Origin of the sequence: Paraburkholderia sp. BR10936 (assembly GCF_040965735.1) — a bacterium.
Taxonomy (GTDB): Bacteria; Pseudomonadota; Gammaproteobacteria; order Burkholderiales; family Burkholderiaceae; genus Paraburkholderia; species Paraburkholderia nodosa_A.
The window spans coordinates 207,125-223,730 of sequence record NZ_JBFRCM010000017.1; the positions used below are offsets into that span (position 1 = coordinate 207,125).

Below are 16,606 nucleotides of genomic sequence, written 5' to 3' on the forward strand. Positions count from 1 at the left end.
TTTCACCGAAGGCGCGGATCTGTGAGGTGTGAAGATGAAAAGCCTGCAGCGTCTCATCGTAATTGCGCTTGTCTTCGTGGTGGCCGCTTGTGCCGGTTTGCCGCCACAGACGAACCAGCCACAGACTTTTGCGCTGCAACACACGGAAAGCACCCGGCTCGGCACACTCTTCGTTCCCGACGAGCAGAAGCATCCGGGCGACACGGCGTTTCACCTGCTGCAAGACCCGACCGATGCGATAGTGGCCCGCATTATGCTCGCCGGAAACGCCGACCGTTCGCTCGATCTGCAGTACTACATCTGGCACGACGATCTGGTTGGCCGTGAACTGGCGGCGGCGTTGCTCAAGGCCGCAGACCGGGGCGTACGCGTTCGTGTCCTGCTCGACGACCTGGGCACGAACGCGGACGACCGGGTGCTGCTCACGCTCAACTCGCACCCGAACCTGCAGATACGGCTATTCAATCCGGTCGCGAGCCGCAACTTCAAGTCGGTTGCGACTGCACTCGAATTCTCGCGTGTCGACCGGCGCATGCACAACAAGGCGATGATTGCGGACAACGAAGCCGCCATTCTTGGCGGGCGCAATATTGGCGACGAATACTTCGGGGCCTCGAGCGTGGTGGCCTTCGGGGATCTGGATGTACTGGTGCACGGTGCGGTTGTCCACCAGGTGTCTAACGCTTTCGATCAGTTCTGGAATTCCGAATCGAGTTATTCCATCGAGCAACTGATGGGACACGCGGCGGATCCGTCCGCGTTGGCCGCCTACCGCGCGAAACTGGACGACTACATCAATTCGGTGCACGACTCCGCTTATGTCGTGCAAGCGAGAGCGCGGATGGCCGCTGTGCTCGACCCCGGCAGCACCGACTTTGCGTGGGGGCAAGCCACGCTGCTGTACGACGACCCGGCCAAGGTCACGCGCGATCCGAACGATCCGAATGGCCACCTCATGACGAAGTTCGCGGCCCTGAACCTCAAACCCACGCGGGAGATGTTGATCATTTCGCCATACTTCGTGCCGGGCAAAGAGGGGGTGGCATGGATCAGCGATCTGACTGCTCGCGGCGTGCGCGTCACGGTGCTGACCAATTCGCTCGCTGCAACCGACGTCGTTGCGGTCAATGCCGGCTACGAGCACTATCGCGAAGATCTCCTCAAGGCCGGCGTACACCTGTATGAGCTGAAACCCGTTGGCTCCGTGCACGTGAAGTCGCAACGAAAGATCTTTGGCTCATCAAGGGCGTCGTTGCATGCGAAAACCTATGTGTTCGACCGGCAAAGCGTTTTCATCGGGTCGATGAATCTCGATCCGCGCTCGAGTCGCCTCAACACGGAGATCGGCGTACTCTGCAATAGCCCGGCAATTGCCGGCCAGGTGGTCGAAGACGTCGAACCGCATCTGGACGAGGTCGCGTGGCGAGTGGAGCTGCGCACCGACGCGAACGGCTCGAAACGGATCGTCTGGATCGACACCACCGAAAACGGCACGGTAACGGAACTGGACTCGGAGCCGGATGTCACTTTTGGACGGCGTACGAGCATCTGGTTCATGGGTCTGCTGCCGATCGAATCGGAGCTATGAGTGCTGGCGCGCTGTTTGCCGCCGGGCGTGAGGGGCATGTAACCGTACGAAGGTAGCCATGTGGATCTTCCGTGTCGATGAGCCGCGTCTTGGGCGTATCCGCATTCGGGAGTGGCGCCGCCGGGCGCGCCACACCGTGGGCCTGCTCCTGCTGTTGCTAGGCGGCGCGGCTACGGGTCTGGTCATGCTCGACAGTTCGAGTAATCCGTTTCCCAACAAGCTGTTCAACGCCATTTGGGATGGGGTCAATCTCGTCACGACAGTCGGCGACTTTGCCGAGTTCAACGAGAATCAGAAGATCTTCATGCTGCTGGCCATGCTCGCAACGCTGGTGATAGGCGGATTCGCGGTGTCGAAGCTAACCGGCATGCTATCCGGCGACGACGTCATGGCGTATCGGGAGAATAGAACCATGGAACACAAACTCGAACAGCTCGCCAATCACGTTGTCGTGGTTGGATATCATTCCCTCGGGACGCTGGTTGCCGATCGTTTGCGCGATGCGGGGCACACCGTGCTGATCCTCGTCGGTGATCAAGCGCAGGCCGAACGCGCGGCGGACCATGACCATCTGGTCGTGCTCGGCTCGCCCGATGCATTTGACGAAGTGCTCAAGCGCGCGCGGCTCGATAGCGCCAAGGCGCTCGTCGTCACGACACCCGACAGCAACAACAACCTGGCCATCACGTTGCTCGCGCATACGCTCAATCCCGCGCTGCCGATCGCCGTGCCGGGTGAAAATCCCCTGAGAAAAGGGCTGTTCGAGAACGCGGGCGCGTCCAATGTGATCATCCTCGATGTGATCATCGCGGATGCGCTGGTCGGCAAGCTCACAAACCGAGTGGAGGCGACAACATGAAATCTGCTGCTTCGATGGAACCGCGGCTGCATCGCATGCCCTTCTTGCAGGGCCTCTTGCCCATCAACTCCACACAGTTGCCGCACGATATCGTCGCTGGGATCACGCTGGCGGCGCTTGGCATTCCCGAGGTGATGGGGTACACGAAGATTGCCGGCACGCCCACGGTCACCGGCCTCTACACGATCCTGCTGCCGCTGGTCGCATTCGCCTTCTTTGGCGCGTCGCGTCAACTGGTGGTCGCCGCGGACTCCGCCACTGCCGCCATCCTTGCCGGCATGTTGACCGCCGTCGCCGCGCTGGGCAGCAAGGAATATATCGCGCTGACCAGCACCGTTGCGCTGGCGGTCGGGGTGATGCTCGTGATCGCGCGCGTCTTCCGGCTGGGTTTTCTCGCGGACTTTCTTTCCCGAAGCGCGCTGATCGGTTTCCTGACCGGCGTCGGCGTGCAGGTCGCGGCAGGCGAGTTCGCCGGACTGCTCGGGCTCGCGAAACAGGGGCATGGCCCGATCATGCAAATCGTGTCTGTGTTTCAGCGCGTCGGCGGTATCAATGTGCCGACTGCAGCGCTGGCGATCGCCGTGCTCGTGGTGATCGTAGGCTGCAAGCGGTTTGTGCCGCGTGCGCCTGGTGCGCTGATCGCCGTGATCGGCTCCATCGCGGCGAGCGCGGTGTTCAATTTCGCCTCGCGTGGCATCGCGGTCACGGGCGACGTGCCGGGCGGATTGCCTTCATTGTTCCTGCCGCCGGTGCATATGAATGAAATCAACCAGGTGCTCGCCACCGCGGCATCGTGCTTCATCGTCATCATTGCGCAGAGCGCAGCGACCGCGCGCGCATATGCCAACCGCTACAACGAGAAGGGCGACGACAACGCCGACATCATCGGTCTCGCCGCCGCAAACGCCGCGGCCGCGTTCACCGGCACTTTCGTTGTGAACGGTAGCCCGACCAAAACCGAGATGGTGGACGAAGCGGGCGGCCGCACGCAGATCGCCCATCTCACGACCGCTGCAATCGTGCTGATCGTGCTGCTGTTCCTCACGAAGCCGCTCAGCTTTCTGCCTGGCGCCGTGCTGTCGGCCATCGTCTTCATGATCGGCGTGAAGCTGATCGACATGAAGGGGATGGCTGAGCTGTATCGCATGCAGAAAGACGAGTTCGTCGTGGCGTTGCTTGCCGCCGGCGTGGTCGTGTTCGTCGATGTGATGCACGGCATCCTGGCGGCCGTCGTGCTGTCGCTGATTGCGCATGCGCGGCATAGCTACCGCCTGCGCACGCGTGTGCTCACGCGCGGCCCCGCAGACCGGTGGATCGCGCATCCTGTTACGCCCAATCTGCTCGCGGCGCCCGGTATTGTCGTTTACCGGTTCGAAGCGGACATGTTCTATGCGAACGCCGGCCGCTTCACTGAGGAAGTGCTCAAAGTCGTCAGCGAAGCGAGCCCAACACCGCGCTGGATTGTGGTCGATGCCACTGAGATGTACAACATCGATTACACGGCCGGCAAGACCTTGGTCCAGCTCGGCGAGGAACTCGACAAGCGGGGCGTGGGTATCGCCGCCGTCGCGCTTGCCACAGGCGTGCGGCATCAGATCGAACGATACAAGGCACTGCGTGCGCACGGTGCGCATCGCGAGATCTTTGCTACGGTGGACGCGGCCGTAGTGGCCCTGCGTGATCTGTCGCCATCGCCCCAGCCATCGGCACCGGGACCCGAATCTCCTTCGGACACGAAGCCGGATTGAGGCAGGGCATGTGGGAAGTAAGGTGTGAGAAGGCCGCCTTGACGGTCAATTGAAAGGAGGGCGAGATGCTCAATACCGTTGCCGCGAAGCAAAACGAGCCTGCCGCGGAACACGTCGATTCGAAGACCGTGGCGGCACCAGGCGATCCGTCCACGATGTTTGCGGGCCGCGGGTCGCTCGCCATGAGAGTCGAGCAGGGCAAGGCGGCGCGAAAGACGATGCCGCGCGAGAGGCTCGCCGACTGCAAGGTCGAGGATCGGGACCCGCTCGCGCTGCTCGAAGCGTCCAACGCGGGGCGCGTGACGGAACTCATTCCCATCCGCTACGGGCGCATGGTGCAGAGTCCGTTCGCGTTCTATCGCGGCGCTGCGCCGCTCATGGCCTTCGACCTGTCGAAGCTGCCTCACTCCAGTGTGAACGTGCAACTCGGCGGCGATGCGCATCTGGCCAATTTCGGGCTGTTCGCGAGCCCGGAGCGGCGCATTCTTTTTGGGCCGAACGACTTCGACGAAACGCTGCCTGGGCCCTTCGACTGGGACGTGCGCCGGCTGGCGGCTTCGTTTGTGATCGCAGCGCGCGAGCGCGGCTTCGCGACACGAGATCAGCGCGGCGTCGTGCACCGGTTGTGCGAGACGTTCCGGCAACGAATGACCGAGTTCAGCCGCATGGACACGCTCGACGTCTGGTACTACCAGTTCCAGGCCGAGAGCATGCTGGCTATCGCCGATACGGACCAGGAACGAAAAAAGGAACGGGCCGTGATTGACGCGGCCCGGCTGCAGTCGTCGCGCTCCGTGATGAATCATTCGACCGAGACGGTCAACGGCAAGCTGCGCATCAAGGACGTGCCTCCGCTCGTGTATCACGTCCCGCTGGAAAGTCCGCACGACCAGAAGCAGTACGATTCGATGGTGCGGCGTTTCTTCGCCGACTACCGGCTGACGCTTCCCGATGACAGGCGCGCGCTCTTCGATCGATATGAACTGGTGGATGTGGCCATTCGCGTCGTGGGGATCGGCTCGGTCGGCACGCGCTGTTATGAGGCGCTTTTCATGGCTGATGGCGAGTGTCCGCTGTTTCTGCAATTGAAGGAGGCGCGGGCTTCGGCGCTGGAGGGCTATTTGCCGCCGAGCCGGTATCCGAATCACGGACAGCGCGTGGTGAACGGGCAGCGCCTGTTGCAGTCGGCGAGCGATATTTTCCTCGGCTGGTCGAAGATGCAGCATACGGGCAACGACTTCTACGTGCGGCAACTCCGCGACATGAAGGGCGCATTCGACTTCACGACGTTCGATGTCGAAGACCTCAGCGAATATGCGGCGTCCTGCGCCCACGCACTGGCGCATTCCATGGCGAAAGCGGGCGATCCGGCGCTGCTCGCGGGATATGCCGGCAAGTCGGATGCATTCGACCAGGCCATCGAGCGCTTCGCCCTTGCGTATGCCGATCAGAATGAGAAGGACTGGTCTGTGCTGAAGGCGGCAGTCAAGGCTGGACGTATTCAGGTTCAAACGTGATTCATGTGGCTGCTGCCGGTCACGTCGCAGCCACGAACGCCGCGCCGCCGCTCAGCCGAAGGTATCTTCCGCGTCATCGCCCGCGTAATGACCCGGAAGCACGACTTGAAAAACGGTGCCGCCAGGCATGCTTGCGTCCGCCCACATCCGTCCCCGGTGGCCTTCCACGATCGACCGGCAGATCGACAGCCCCATGCCCATGCCGCCGGACTTCGTGGTGTAGAACGGTTCGAAGATTCGCTCGATATTCGCGGATGCGATGCCAGGCCCCGAATCGCGCACCGTGATGCGCACGCCACCCGGATCGTCCGGCGCGGTGCCAATGAGCAATTCCCGCGGCCCGGCACGGCTGCCTGTCATCGCTTCTACGGCGTTGAGTATCAGGTTGAGCATCACCTGCTGCAATTGAACGCGGTCTCCACGGACCAGCGGCAAGTTATCCGCCAATGCCAGTTCTACCCCTACTTCGTTCTTCGTCAGATCGCCCCGGATCAGTTCGACGACCTCGACGATGGCTTCGTTGATACGCAGAAGATCTTTGTGTTGGGGGGTCTTCGTGACGAGGTCGCGAATACGAGAGAGAACATCGCCCGCCCGCATGGCATCGGCGACTACACGATCGAGCGCCTGTTGGGCCTCTTTCAGCTTGGGCGGCTCGGCGCGCAGCCATCGCATGGCGGCCTGCGCATTGACGGCCGACGCGGCAATCGGCTGCTTGATTTCGTGTGCGATCGAGGCGGTGAGTTGACCGACGGTCGCGAGCCGGTTCGCATGCGCGAGCGAAGCCTGCATCTCGCGATAGCGTTGTTCGGCCTCGCGTGTTTCGGTCTCGGCGCGCTTTCGCTCGGTCAGATCCAGCACGAATGCCACGCCCTGATCGGATTGTTCGCCGAAAGCGGCTAAGCCGATCAGGATCGGCACGCGTTGCCCATCCTTGCGGGTATATTCCTTTTCGAAGGGCTGCACGATCCCGGCCGTCTTCAGTTCGATGACGGTGCGCAAATCGCGCTCGCGCCACTCGGGTGCGCTCAGGCCATCCCGTTTGACCCGGCCGGCGACGATGTCGTCGCGGTCGTAGCCCACCATCCGCAGAAAGGCATCGTTGGCCTCGACGATCTGGCCGTCGAGTCGCCAAATGAAGATCCCGATGATATTGGCCTCGACGAGGCGCCGGATCTTCACCTCGCGTTCCGCCAGGTCGAGATACAGCCGGGAGTTCTCTAACGAAATGGCGGCTTGTGATGCCAGCAGTTTCAGCATGGCGATGCGCGCCGAGGTAAATACGTGCGACGCGAGATTGTTTTCGAGGTAAAGCACGCCGACCAGTTTGGCTCCGTTGATCAGCGGCAGGCAAAGCATCGACCTCGGGCGAAACCGGGTGATATAGGGATCGGCAGAGAACAGGTTCTGGACCGATGCATCGCCGAGGATCACACTTTCGCGAGTTCGCGCGACGTAGTGAACGACCGATTCCGGCAATGCAGCGCCGGTCCCTGGCTGCGCGACGACCCTGTCGCAGCCGGCGAGGGCTTCGGCCTCGACCCGCAGGTCATCGTCCCGCGGCGTGATCAGGAGACCGCGCCCGGCGCCCGCATACTCGATCGCATGACGCAATAGCGTATCGATCAGGCGCTCAGGAACCACTTCGCCAAACACTGCCTGCGAGATCTTGATGACGGCAGTCAGATCCAGATACTCCGCAGGCGCGCCGATCGTGATTGCCGGGCGCGCGTCCGATTCATCCTCCAGGAGCTGTGGGAATAGCTCATCGAGTTGCTGCACCTTGGCGTCGGCGCCCCAGCGAAGATAGCCGCAACGCGCCTGGCGCATATGGAGGCGCGCGACGGCTTCGAACCCGCGCGCTGCGTAGAACCTTGCTGCCCGCTCGCAGGCGAGCGCCTCGTTGTGGACGAACCCGCTCTCGCGAGCCGAGCGTATCGCGAGTTCGTAAAGGCGCATGACTTCTTCGAGGTCCGCCCCTTGCAGACGGGCCATTTCCGCCGCCACCAACGCTCGTCGGTTCTCGAAATTCTCCGGACAGTTTTCGGCCCACGCCTGTAGTTTTTGGTGATCGATAGCCATCGCGTCCACATGCTGTCTGCGCTGAAGCGGTGATCCGGCCTCGCAGATTGCAGCGCGCGAAAGGGCGTCGAAAAAATAGAATTCCACTATCTCAAGCGATCCTAAATGTTTCGTCAGGACAGTTTGAGCCATCGATGAGGATTCGAGGGCGATCGCATAGTCGCCCGCAAGGAAGCGGGCCTGAAGCTTTCGAATCCAGTACCAGCATGCAACTGCCGCCAAAGCGGGTTTGCTCGAGAAGTTCAGCTCGAACTGGCGTTCGTCAAACTGATCATCGTCGAACGATCCGAATTTCCGCGTTGATCCGCGAAGCGTCCTGGCAAGCTGGAGCTGTGGCGTGATGAGATCCGCGGCGAATCCGAACCGAACCGACCGCGCGAATTCGAGGCCATGTTCGGCGCCACGTTGCACCTCGACAAGCGGATCGCCGGCCAGTAGAAGATTCGTGTTGAGGTGGGCACAGCTGTACGCCGCATAAGTGTAGTCGCCGATCGCACACGCAACGTCGAAGGCGCGATGCTGAGGTTCACGGGCCGTCCGGACGGGGTTCGTCCATGGCGCGACGAGACCGAACGTCTCATAGGTTCTTGCCTGAAAGCGCTTCATCGCGCGTTGTTCGACCAACTCATAGCCGAGCCGCGCGAACTGGAATCCGGCCGCATAGTCACCGAACTGGAAACCGGCTATCAGGCCAAGCCGTACGTAAGCGGCGCATGACGCATCGCAAATGCCCCGCTCGAGGCCAAGATTCACAGCTCGACAGATCACCAGAGAATAGAGATTGAGGTCGGTAAACAATGCAGCGGGAAAGACCTTGGTCAGCACGTCGAGAACGGCAAGGCATGCAAGGTCGCTCATGACAGGGATGTCGATGAGCGCTTCGATCGTGCGGTCGCCCAGCGTTGACCAGATTCGCTCGTATTCCTCTCGCGCCTGCTCCGCTGTGGGATGAGGAGACCAGTCGACACCCTCATGTCGCAGAAAATCGAGGCCGACCGCGACGGTGCGATCACTCTGACCAAGCATGACGTAGACATCGGCTTGCTGGCTCGCAACCATTGCCCGTTCGACGGTATCTTCGGCTCGCGTTGACAATATCGCCAGGCGGCTTTCGGCGGACTTGAGGTCCCCCGTCAGCATTTCGCATTCGGCGCGGTGAATGGCGAGGGAGAAGGCGAGTTGATGCTGGCACGCCCACCCGTCGTCCGTCAGGAACTCCGCGCCTGTCTTCAGGTAATTGAGCGCTGACGAGTAGGCCGCCGACATCATGGCGTGCTTGCCGGCAAGCAGGTTCAGCTGGGCAACCCGATGACGCTCCTCTGGCGTCACGATCAGTGCTTTCGCACGATCGAACTGGCTGACGATTTCGAAGACTGACTCCTCCCGTTGCGCCGGCGGAAGTCGGGCCGCGAGCAGCCGCCCGATTCGCAGGTGCATATCTGCCCGGCTGGTGGCCGGAATCAGGGAATAGGCTGCCTCGAGTATCCGGTCGTGAGTGAATCGGTAAGCGCCCTCCTGGCGGATGACCAACTGTTGACGGACCGCCTCCCACATATTGGCACCCACCGTTCGCTCCGAGGTCTCGCACACGGCAGCAAGCGTGGCGGCCTCGGCGATGGTGCCGAGGCATGCCAGCAACTGGAGGGTCTTCAGGGTTCTGGCCGGCAGGCGGCCCAGCTTCCCGACCATGAGTTCGACCACGTTGTCGGTGCAACCCCTGGCGTAGATCTGGCGAAGTTCCCACGACCATTGCCCCTTTGCGTGGTTGAAGCTGAGCAATCCCTCATCGGCGAGCACCGTCAGGAACTGGAGTGCGAAGAACGGGTTGCCGCTCGTCTTCCCTTGTAGCAATCGCGCAAGCGGTGCTGCGCGTTCCGGTTCGCAGCGCAACGAATCGGCGATCAACTGCCCGAGCACGTCAGGCACGAGCGGTTCAAGCTTGATCTCATGCACGACTACCCCCGCCTCGCGGATTGCGGCGAGCTTGCGGGTGAGTGGATGCGTCGCAGCGACCTCGTTATCGCGGTAGCTACCGATCAACAAGAAGTGGTGCAAGTCCGATCGCGTCAGCAAAAATTCGAGCAGGTCGAGCGTCGCCGCGTCGAGCCACTGGAGATCGTCGAGAAATAGCACGAGCGGGTGCTCAGGTGTGGCGAAGACGCTAATGAAGCGCCTGAACACGAGCTGAAAGCGGCGTTGTGCATCTTCGGGAGGAAGCTCAGGAACCGGCGGTTGTTCGCCGACGACGGTCGCGAGCGCCGGCACCAGGTTCACGATCAAGGCGCCGCCTGGGTCTAGCGCTGCGTCCAGTGTGGCACGCCAGCGGCTCAAATCGGCTTCCCTGCTACCGAGGAGTGGCCGGAGCAGGCTTTGCAGGGCCTGCGCCAGCGTCGCATGGGGGACGTCCCGCTTGTATTGATCGCACTTCCCAGCGGCGAAAAGGCCTCGCGAAGGGCCCAGCTCCTTATGCAGTTCGTGAACGAGGGCCGACTTGCCGATGCCCGATTGACCGGTGACGAGCACCAGTTCCACGTTGCCGCCGCCGCTCACGCGATCAAAGGCGCGGAGCAGCGTGTCGAGTTCGCGTGTCCGCCCATAGAGCTTCTCGGGAATCAAAAGCCGGTCGGGTGTGTCACGCGCGCCAAGCGGGAAATCGTCAATACGTCCCCCCGTTTCCCACTGTGCCAGGCAACAGCGCAAATCGTGCTCGACGCCGAACGCAGTCTGGTACCTGTCTTCGGCGCTCTTCTCGAGCAGTTTCATGACGATCGTCGAAACGGGGCCTGGTACCGACCGCTCGCGCTGCGCTGGAGGCACGGGCTGACGCGCGATATGGCAGTGCACCCATTCCATTGGATCGGACGCGCTGAACGGCAAGACGCCCGTCAACATCCTGTAATAGGTGACACCCAGGGCGTACAGGTCGCTACGCGAATCGACCGACCGGTTCATTCGTCCAGTCTGCTCAGGAGCCATGTAGGCGAGGGTTCCCTCGATGAACTCCGGGCGCCTTGGCGTTTGCCGCTCCCGTGGGATCTGCGTTGCGATGCCGAAGCCCGTCAACCTTGCCGCGCCGGCCGCGCAGTTCACGACGATGTGGGCCTGCTTGATGTCCTTGTGAACGAGACCTCGCGCATGCAGCTTGCCTAGCGCAGCGACAATTGCAATGGCGAGCCGAAGAAAGTTTTCCGTGTCGATTGGCGAGGCGAGCCGCTCGAGCGGCTCGCCGCCAGGATCCTCCAGCACGAGCGCCACGAGGCCATGTTCTCGCACCAGCAGGAGCGGCCGCACCGCCGCCGCTTCGTCGAGTTCGTTCGCCAGCGCGTACTCGTGCGCGAGGCGATCGACGACAGCCTGACTGGGATGGGCGTCCACAGGCCGCACGACCAGTACGGACTCGCGCATGCCATCCGCGCTGAGTCGCCATCCCCGATAGAACGCGCGCTCGCCATCTTCCCATACGAACTGAAAGGGATCGCTTGTATCGATATCAAATGAACTGAATGAAACACTCAACTCGCTCGCTCCCGTGTCGGGTGGTCTGTCCTCGCTTGAACCGGAAGGGTCTACCCAGGCCGCGCCGTCTGTCCTGGGTTCCTATGATCATTGGGCTGCGGATCAAAGACGACCGGCGCGTCGTCGTCAGTCACGTCAGTCATGCTGCAATCGTACTCCCGGCGAAAGCGTTGCTTTCGGATTTAGAACCTTTACGGCCGCCCGGCAGGTTTAAATATCGCATAACTGATTGTTCTAGCGCTCGCCCGTAACGGCGCCCCACTTTGCGCGCGGCTCTGTGAGCGTTGTTAAGCGACTAAGGAATTCATTGCCGCGCTGGAACCTGGTACCCGGCCCGGGCTATCCTTCAGTTTTTCGGACTGCACTATACTTAAGCGTTGCTGTAGCGAGCATTTATTGGATAAGATCCGGGGCGTTAAAGGAAAATTTCTCTACCAGACGACACAAGCTCGAACACGGTAGGACCACGGTGTCTGCCGATGTTGGTCGCTTTGGGGTGGCGCGGTATGGCATCCGGTTCGTTGTAGCGGACACACCAGGCAGCGTTCCCACATGGAGAAAGAGGATGAGTGCGATACCGGTTTCGACTTCGATCGCCGGGATGGGCGGGGGCGCACAATCGGTGGTCTATGTCATCGACGACGATGAGTCGATGCGCATCGCGATGACGAACCTGCTGGATTCCTTCGGCCTGCATGTCGAGACTTTTGCCTCGCCCAGGGAATTTCTCGCGTTCCCCAAGGCCGACATACCTTCCTGCCTGATTCTCGACGTCAGATTGCGTGGCGAAAGCGGCCTTGCCTTCCAGCAGGAAGGCGCAAAGAGCGACCTGCGCATGCCGGTTCTGTTCATGACGGGGTACGGCGATGTTCCGATGTCGGTCAGGGCAATGAAAGCTGGAGCGCTGGACTTTTTCACCAAGCCATTTCGTGAGCAGGACATGCTGGATGCCGTTGTCCAGGCACTGGCGCGCGACCATGAACGGCTCGTCGCGGAACAATCGGTGGCATCACTTCGCAAGGCTTACGAATTACTTTCGTTGCGCGAGCGAGAAGTCATGGGTTACGTCATAGCGGGTTTGCTGAACAAGCAGATCGCCTCCGAGATGGACGTCAGGGAAGTGACGGTGAAGATCCATCGGGCGCAGGTGATGAAAAAGATGGCGGCACGCTCCGTGGCGGAGCTTGTCAGGATGGCAGCGGCCTTGGGGGTCGAGCCAGAAGCCTGAGCGACGGTCTCTTCGGCCCGGGGTGCGTTCTACATGGTAGATCTCTCTACTTATCGGTTGACCACGCTGCGGACCAGCGAGTACACGCTGCGCCGTGGCACTCGCGACGGGCTGAACCCTATTTTGCTCGTCACGCCGGCTGAATCAGAGCGTGCGGAGCTGGTTAAACGGCTAGAGCATGAATATTCGCTCGAACCCGAGCTCAGCTCCGACTGGGCGGCGCGGCCTATCGCGCTGTTGCACTTCGAAGGCAGTACGACGCTTGTGCTCGAGGACCCGGGCGGGGAGCCGCTTGATTGTCTCGTCGGTCATCCGTTGGACATTCCAAGCTTTCTACGTGTCGGGATCGCGCTCGCACAGGCGCTTGACCGCATGCATGAGCGAGGGCTGATGCACCTCGACATCAGGCCCGCGAACGTCGTTGTGGACGTGGTCCGTGGCCACGCATGGCTGACCGGGTTCAGCATCGCTTTGCGGCATCCGCGTGAGCATCGGCTTCCTGACCGGCCCGAAATCATTGCTGGAACGCCCGCCTATATGGCACCCGAGCAGACGGGCCGGATGAACCGCTGCGTCGATTCCCGCAGCGATCTCTACGCGTTGGGCGTCACGCTGTATGAAATCCTGACCGGTGCGCTACCGTTCGCCACGAAGGATCCGATCGAACTGATCGATTGCCACGTCGCGCGCCAGCCCATTTCGCCCAGCGACGGTCCGACCGGGGCACCCCTGCAGATTTCGAGCGTATTGATGAAGCTTCTGGCAAAGACTGCCGAGGAGCGCTATCAAACGGCCGCTGGGGTGGCGGCCGACCTTGGAAAGTGCCTCGCAGCATGGGAGGCTGCCGCCCAGATCGAAACACTCGATTCTGGTCAGCGCGGCCCCGGTCTCGCGCTCGCTGCCCAGTTCGAAGAGCGGCACCCTGAATTGCGCGAGCGTGCGCCGGCCGCCTTGCTGCCGACAATCGAAGCCTCGACCGAGCAGATCGACCTTGGCACCGTCGTCAGAATGTCTCAAGCCATAGCCAGCGAGATCGTTAGCGACAAGCTGATCGAAACACTGATGGTGCTGGCCGTCGAGCACGCTGGAGCAGACTACGGGCTGCTGGTTTCCCCCCAGGAGGGGAAACTTCGCGTCGAAGCCGAAGCAAGTGTCGATCGCGGGGCCGTGCGGGTGCACATTGTGCCGGCGCCGGTCACGTCGGCGAAGGCGCCGGTATTCATCCTCAATCAGGTCGCGCGCAGCAAGCAGCCCGCGATTGTCGACGACGTGCGAACGCTCGGCGCCCAGCCTGCCGACGCGTACTTCAGTCACAAACCCGTGCGCTCCATCCTGTGCCTGCCGCTGATCAAGCAGGCCGAGCTGATCGGCATGCTGTACCTCGAGAACAGTCTCGCCTCGCATGCTTTTCAGCCCGCCCGGATCGCGGTGCTGGAACTCCTTTCGTCGCAGGCGGCGATCTCGCTGGAAAACGCGCGTCTCTACGCCGAGCTGGTTCACGAAAACGCGGATAGATGCGATGCCGAAGAGGCGCTCAGAGCGAGCGAGGCATCGCTCAACGAGGCACAGAAGATAAGCCACACCGGCAGCTGGCGGTGGCGGCCCGAAACCGGCGATGTTTCGTCTTCGGAAGAGCTGCGGCGCATCTTCGGGTTCGAAACGAAGGATCAGGCGTCGTATGAGTCGTTCTTGGGGCGCATCCGTCCTGAAGAGCGAACGTCGTTCGAGCGGGTGCTCGAAGGCGCCGTACGCGAAAGACGGCGATTCCGGCACGAGCATCACATCGAACTCCCGGGCGGAGCCGTCAGATATCTGCAGGTGGTGGGGCAGCCCGATATCACGGCATCCGGGGCACTGGAATTCATCGGCACCGTAATGGACATCACGGAGCGCAAGCGTGCGGAGGAGGCGCTCAGCGATGCGCAAACGGAACTCTCGCGCATCGCCCGCCTGACGACCATGGGCCAGTTGGTCGCTTCGATTGCCCACGAGATTAATCAGCCGCTGGGTGCGATCTCCGCTAACGGCACCGCATGCATGAACTGGCTCAACCGCGAGAATCCCGATCTCGATAGCATGCGCGGCGCGATGGCCCGCATCGTTCACGACGCGCACCGCGCGAGCGACGTGATCCGCGGATTGCGCGCGCTCGTATCGAAGTCGGGGCCGCAACTGACGAAGGTCGACATCAACGACGCCATCGCGGACGTGCTGGCACTGACCCGGGTCGAACTGCAGGAGCAGGGCGTGGCGCTTCGCACCGACCTGGCGGCAGACATCGGTTTCGTATTCGGCGACCCGGTGCAACTGCAGCAGGTGCTGCTTAACCTGATCATGAACGGGATCGAAGCGATGGCCGCAGCGACTCCCGATCCGAAAGCGCTCACGATCACGGCACAGGCCGCGGAAATGGGCGGTATCCGCGTTGCCGTTCAGGACACCGGCGCAGGGCTCGATCCGGCGACGTCCGACCGGCTGTTCGAGCCATTCTTTACGACGAAGCTAGTCGGTATGGGCATGGGACTATCGATATGCAAGTCGATCGTCGAAGCCCATGGCGGCCATCTATGGGCGAGGCCGAATGCGCCGCATGGCGCAGTCTTTCAGTTCGTGCTGCCGAACTGTGCCCCCTAGGGTCCGTTCACATTAATAACGGGTTCGTGCCGGCGCTTCGCCAGTCGTGGCGATGCGCCATGCGACCCTTCAATTTCCCCTTCCTGCTTGTCCATTCGCAGCCGTTCGGCCTCGGTGGGACGCGATTGTCGAAATGCATAAAGACTCTCGTTGCATTCTCCAATGTTTTGCGGTCGTGACATTGCTAGATTGAATTAACTTCTGCCTGAATACCCAGGCTGGGCGCCAGCATGGCGTGCGAGCGACATCGGGGTCCCTCGCGTTCGTGACGCTACGCATTGCGCATCTGACTATAAGGAATGTCTCAGTGACGAAGCAATTCAACCGTGTTGCGGTGATTGGCACGGGAGTGATCGGCGCGAGTTGGACCGCATTGTTTCTCGCGAAAGGACTCGACGTCGTCGCATTCGACCAGGGGCCGGACGCCGAGCAGCGCTTGAAGCAATATGTCGACGCGGCGTGGCCTGCGCTCGATGCGCTTGGCCTCGCGCCTCGAGCCTCGCGCTCCCGTCTCACCTTCACGCGCGACTTGCCGGGCGCCGTGGCGGACGTTGGCTTCGTCCAGGAGAATGGTCCCGAACGGATCGACTTGAAGCGCGCGATGTACGAAGGGCTGGACGTTCTACTTCCACCGGACGTACCCATCGCTTCGAGTTCCTCCGGCCTCACGATGAGCAACATCCAGGCGGGCTGCAAGTCGTATCCACAACGCTGCGTGATCGGGCATCCGTTCAACCTGCCGCATCTCATTCCGCTCGTCGAGGTCGTCGCAGGCGAAGAGACGTCAGAGGAGACCGTCAACAAGGTCACGGCCTTCTATACCTCGCTTGGCAAGCGCACCATCCGTGTTCGCAAGGAGGTGCCGGGTCTTGTGGCGAACCGGCTACAGGCAGCGTTGTGGCGGGAGATGGTGCATCTCGTGGCGGAGGGCGTGGTGAGCGTGTCGGATGCCGATACCGCAGTGTGTCATGGCCCCGGACTGCGATGGGGATTGATGGGGCCGACCATGCTGTTTCACCTCGGCGGCGGAAAAGGCGGCATCGAGAACTTCCTCGATCAGTTCACCGGACCGATGACCGCGTGGTGGAAATCGCTAGGGTCGCCCGAACTGACGCCGAATATGCAGCAGGCGATCATCGACGGTGCGCGGCGCGAGGCAGCGGGCCAGTCTGTTGGCGACCTCACGGCGCAATGCGAGCGCATGCTGCTTGACCTGCTGAAACTGCGCCAGGGTGCGGACTCTGAGGCAAGCACCTCCTGAAAAATGCGTGTGCCCGATAAGCGCTGTTTCCTCCGTTCGTTCGTGTTCCAGCCTGTGTGAAAACGTGTTAGTCGCCTAAACTGAATCAACGCACTGAGATCTGGGTGACTCATGAAGCGATTCGTTGAAGGCGATGACCGCAAACAGGTCGCACTACTTCCCGAATGTGTCGA

At 61.7% G+C, this 16,606-nt stretch carries 8 protein-coding genes; 7 read left to right on the forward strand and 1 reads right to left on the reverse strand.

What is annotated here, in order from left to right:
• The first annotated feature begins 34 nt into the window (after window positions 1-34).
• The 4 genes from AB4Y36_RS30660 to AB4Y36_RS30675 all read left to right on the forward strand — a co-directional run bounded on the left by AB4Y36_RS30660 (window position 35) and on the right by AB4Y36_RS30675 (window position 5,712).
• The gene (locus tag AB4Y36_RS30660) at window positions 35-1,588 is read left to right on the forward strand and encodes a phospholipase D family protein (protein WP_368616305.1); all 1,554 of its coding nucleotides are present in this window, start codon (window positions 35-37) and stop codon (window positions 1,586-1,588) included.
• Window positions 1,589-1,772: 184 nt separating this feature from the next.
• Window positions 1,773-2,447 (forward strand): TrkA family potassium uptake protein, encoded by a 675-nt coding sequence (locus AB4Y36_RS30665; protein WP_368610357.1) that lies wholly within the window; start codon window positions 1,773-1,775, stop codon window positions 2,445-2,447.
• Window positions 2,444-4,195: a SulP family inorganic anion transporter gene (locus AB4Y36_RS30670; protein WP_368684970.1), complete on the forward strand. Its 1,752-nt coding sequence runs from the start codon at window positions 2,444-2,446 to the stop codon at window positions 4,193-4,195. The genes AB4Y36_RS30665 and AB4Y36_RS30670 overlap by 4 nt, the downstream gene beginning before the upstream one ends.
• 65 nt (window positions 4,196-4,260) lie before the next feature.
• Complete coding sequence (locus AB4Y36_RS30675) at window positions 4,261-5,712, forward strand: DUF2252 domain-containing protein (RefSeq protein WP_368684971.1); 1,452 nt, start codon at window positions 4,261-4,263, stop codon at window positions 5,710-5,712.
• 51 nt (window positions 5,713-5,763) lie between these two features.
• On the opposite strand, the gene AB4Y36_RS30680 is transcribed toward AB4Y36_RS30675, so the two are convergent.
• A complete protein-coding gene (locus AB4Y36_RS30680; RefSeq protein WP_368684972.1) occupies window positions 5,764-11,310 on the reverse strand; it encodes an AAA family ATPase in 5,547 nt (1,848 codons plus the stop codon).
• 565 nt (window positions 11,311-11,875) lie between these two features.
• Between AB4Y36_RS30680 and AB4Y36_RS30685 the strand changes: the two genes are divergently transcribed.
• The 3 genes from AB4Y36_RS30685 to AB4Y36_RS30695 all read left to right on the forward strand — a co-directional run bounded on the left by AB4Y36_RS30685 (window position 11,876) and on the right by AB4Y36_RS30695 (window position 16,433).
• Complete coding sequence (locus tag AB4Y36_RS30685) at window positions 11,876-12,538, forward strand: response regulator transcription factor (protein WP_368603453.1); 663 nt, start codon at window positions 11,876-11,878, stop codon at window positions 12,536-12,538.
• Window positions 12,539-12,571: 33 nt separating this feature from the next.
• Window positions 12,572-15,172 (forward strand): ATP-binding protein, encoded by a 2,601-nt coding sequence (locus tag AB4Y36_RS30690; protein ID WP_368684973.1) that lies wholly within the window; start codon window positions 12,572-12,574, stop codon window positions 15,170-15,172.
• A 307-nt stretch (window positions 15,173-15,479) separates the two neighbouring features.
• Window positions 15,480-16,433, forward strand: coding sequence for a 3-hydroxyacyl-CoA dehydrogenase NAD-binding domain-containing protein (locus AB4Y36_RS30695; protein WP_368684974.1), 954 nt, complete (start codon window positions 15,480-15,482; stop codon window positions 16,431-16,433).
• The last annotated feature ends 173 nt before the right edge of the window (window positions 16,434-16,606 follow it).